This is a genomic window from Streptomyces sp. NPDC107521, assembly GCF_055598485.1.
The window spans coordinates 1-3,790 of the sequence record NZ_JBVKAT010000050.1 but is presented as its reverse complement, the minus strand read 5'-3'; the positions used below and the strand labels follow the sequence as shown (position 1 = coordinate 3,790).

2 protein-coding genes are annotated in these 3,790 nt (G+C 76.1%); both read right to left on the bottom strand.

Annotated features, from left to right (window positions below; translation table 11 throughout):
* On the bottom strand, positions 1-1,190 hold a 1,190-nt coding region (locus tag ACZ7LB_RS31880), incomplete at its 3' end, for a beta-ketoacyl synthase N-terminal-like domain-containing protein (protein ID WP_471473170.1).
* Between the two features lie 97 nt (positions 1,191-1,287).
* On the bottom strand, positions 1,288-3,790 hold a 2,503-nt coding region (locus ACZ7LB_RS31875), incomplete at its 5' end, for a type I polyketide synthase (protein ID WP_471473169.1).

Sequence of the window (3,790 nt, the reverse complement as noted above, 5' to 3'; positions counted from 1 at the left end):
AGGGTGCGAGGGAGCACCCCGTTCCGCATCGCCATCACCATCTTGATGACGCCCGCGACTCCTGCGGCGGCCTGCGCGTGTCCGATGTTGGACTTCAGCGAGCCCAGCCAGAGCGGCTGTTCGGCGGGCCGTTCGCGGCCGTAGGTGGCCAGCAGGGCCTGTGCCTCGATCGGGTCGCCGAGCTTGGTGCCCGTCCCGTGCGCCTCCACCACGTCGACGTCGCCCGCCGCCAGCCGGGCGTTCTTCAGCGCTTCGCGGATGGCCCGCTGCTGGGCGGGCCCGTTGGGCGCGGAGAAGCCGCTGCTGCTGCCGTCCTGGTTGACGGCCGAGCCGCGCACCACCGCCAGCACCCGGTGCCCGTTGCGCTGTGCGTCCGACAGCTTCTCGACCAGCAGCACGCCGACACCCTCGGCCCAGCCGGTGCCGTCGGCCGCCGCGGCGAAGGCACGGCAGCGCCCGTCCGGGGAGAGCGCGCGCTGGCGGCTGAACTCGACGAAGCTGCCCGGTCCGGTGATCACCGTCACCCCGCCCACCAGGGCCAGCGTGCACTCGCCGGCCCGCAGCGACTGCGCGGCCTGGTGCAGGGCCACCAGCGAGGAGGAGCACGCCGTGTCCACCGTGACGGCGGGACCCTCCAGGCCCAGGGTGTAGGCCACCCGGCCGGACACCACGCTGCCGAGGCTGCCCGTCATCAGGTAGCCCTCAAGGTCTTCGGGCGTCTCGCGCAGCCGGGCGGCGTAGTCCTGGTGCATCACCCCGGCGAACACGCCGGTGGGGGTGCCGCGCACGGACGACGGGTCGATGCCGGCCCGTTCGAAGACCTCCCAGGACGCCTCCAGCAGCAGCCGCTGCTGCGGGTGCATCGCGATCGCCTCGCGCGGGCTGATGCCGAAGAAGTCCGGGTCGAACAGCGGCGCGTCGTGCAGGAAGCCGCCCGACCGGGTGTAGGTCCTGCCGGTGGCCTCCGGGTCCGGGTCGTACAGGCCCTCGACGTCCCAGCCGCGGTCCTCGGGGAAGGCGCTGATCGCGTCGGTGCCGCTCGCCACCAGCTGCCACAGGTCCTCGGGGGACGTGACGCCGCCCGGGTAGCGGCAGGCCATGCCGACGATCGCGATGGGCTCGGAGGCCGCGGCGGTCAGCCGTCGGTTCTGCTGCCGCAGCTGCTCGGCCTCCTTGAGGGAGGCCCGCAGTGCCTTGACGACGTCTTCACTGGATGTGGTCATCGGGAACTCCGGAACTCCGAGCCGTGGGGACGGATGGGACGGGTGTCGTGGGAGGCGGTCGTCATCAGGCGTCGCCGAGGGCGACCCGGACCAGGTCGGCCAGGTCCATGTCGTCCAGCGCGCTGCCGGGCTCCTCGCCGCTCTCCTCGGGAGGCGCGGACCCGGCCGCCGTGTCGGCGAGCCGGAGCAGGGTGCCGACCAGCCCCGCCTCCTGGAAGCGGTCCAGCGGGATCGAGGCGAGTGCCCGGCGGAACTCGGCGGTGTCGATGCCGTCGAGGCCGTCCGGCCCGTCCGGGGCCGTGCCGGGGTCCTCCGCCGGGAAGGCCTCGGCCTCCAGGTGGCGGGCGACGGCGACCGGGCTGGGGTGGTCGAAGATCAGGGTGGCGGACAGCCGCCGGCCGCTCTCGGCGCCGAGCCGGTTGCGCAGCTCCAGTGCGGTGAGCGAGTCGATGCCGAGGTCCAGGAAGCCGCGGTCGGGGTCGACCCGGTTCGCCGTCGGGTGGCCCAGCACCGCCGCGAGGTGCGTCAGGACCACGTCCAGCACCGCCCGGTGGCGCTTCTCCGGAGGGAGTCCCGCGAACCGCCGCCCGAGGGGCGCCGTCCCGGCGGTACCGCTCGCGGCCCGGCGCGGGGCGCGGATCAGGCCGCGCAGCAGCGCCGGGACCTCGGCGAGTCCGCGCAGGGCCGCGAGGTCCAGCCGGGCGGGCACCAGGACGGCGCGCTCCCGGCCCGGCCCGGCCGCGGCCAGCGCGGCGTCGAACAGGCGCAGGCCCCGGTCGGAGGGCATCGGCGCGAGGCCGGTGCGGCTCAGCCGGCGCAGGTCGGCCTCGTCCAGATGGCTGGTCATCCCGCTGGACTCGGCCCACAGACCCCAGGCCAGCGAGGCGGCGGGCAGGCCCTCGGCCCGGCGGCGCTGGGCGAGCGCGTCCAGGAAGGCGTTGGCCGCCGCGTAGCTGGACTGGCCGGACTGGCCGAGCACGCCCGCGGCCGAGGAGAACAGGACGAAGGCCCGGAGCGGATGCTCGCGGGTCAGCTCGTGCAGGTGCCAGGCCGCGTCGACCTTCGGGCGCAGTACGGCGGCCATCCGCTCGGGGGTGAGCGCGGTCAGCACCCCGTCGTCCAGAACGCCGGCCGTGTGCACCACGGCGGTCAGCGGGTGCTCGGCGGGCACCTCGGCCAGGACGGCGGCCAGCGCGGTGCGGTCCGCCGCGTCGCAGGCCCGGACGGTGACCCGGGCGCCGAGCGCGGCCAGGTCCTCGCGCAGTCGCTCCGCGCCCTCGGCGGCGGGCCCGCGCCGGCTGACCAGCAGCAGGTGCCGTACGCCGTGCTCGGTGACGAGGTGGCGGGCGAGCAGGGCGCCGAGACCGCCGGTGCCACCGGTCAGCAGCACGGTGCCGTCACCGGCTCCGTCGAAGGCGCTCGCGCCTCCTTCGGCGGTTGGGGCGGCGGAGAGCCTGGCGGCGCTCACCCGGCCGGCACGGACGGCGAGCTGGGGCTCGTCCGAGGCCAGGGCGCGGAGCAGCGCCGGTGACGAGTCGGGGTGCTCGTCGACGTCGGCCAGCACCAGCCGACCGGGGTTCTCCGACTGCGCCGAGCGCAGCAGGCCCCAGAGCGGAGCGTGCACGAGGTCGGTGACGTCGTCCGCCGGGTCGGCCGCGACGGCGCCCCGGGTGAGCAGCACCAGCCGGGAGGAGGCGAACCGCTCCTCGGTCAGCCAGGACCGCACCAGGGCCAGCGCCCGGGCGGCGGCGGCGTGCACGGCGGCCACCGGGCCGTCCGGGCCCGGCGCAGACGGGAGGAACGGGGCCAGGACCGTCGAGGGCGGCGGGTCGTCGGGACCCGGCAGCTCGGCCGGGCCGGCGTCGGGGTCCAGTCGGACCGGCTGCTCGGCGCCGGACTCGGGGCCGGTGCGAGCGGCGGGCGGCAGCGGCACCCAGTCCACCTGGTAGAGACCGTCGCCGGACCGGCCGACGGCCGCGCTGAACTGCTCGGGGGTGACGGCGCGCAGCGTCAGCGCGCCGACCGAGACGACCGGCTCGCCGGTCCCGTCGGTCGCGGTCAGCGCCACGGTGTCCGGCCCGGTCGGCGTCAGCCGCACGCGCAGGACGGTGGCGGTGGCGGCGGCCGGGTGCAGGGTGACGTCGGACCAGGCGAACGGCAGCCGCACCCGCTCGGTGCCCTCCAGCAGACAGGCGTGCAGGGCCGCGTCCAGCAGGGCCGGATGGATGGCGAAGCCGTCGCCGTGCCGGTCCTGGGGCAGCACCACCTCGGCCAGGATCTCCTCGCCGTGCCGGCCCAGGGCGGTCAGGCCCTGGAAGGCCGGTCCGTACTCGAAGCCGACCCCGGCCAGCCGCGGGTACAGCTCCTCCGCCGGGGTGAGCACGCCCGCCCAGGACCGCCCCGCGTCCTCCGGGGCCGCTGGAGCCTCCTCGGAGAGGATGCCGCTGGCGTGTTTGGTCCAGTGGTGTTCGATGTCGGGGCTGGAGTGGATGGTGAGGGGGCGGTGGCCGGTGTGGTCGGGGGTGCCGATGTGGATCTGGATGCGGGTGGTTTGGTTGTCGGGGAGG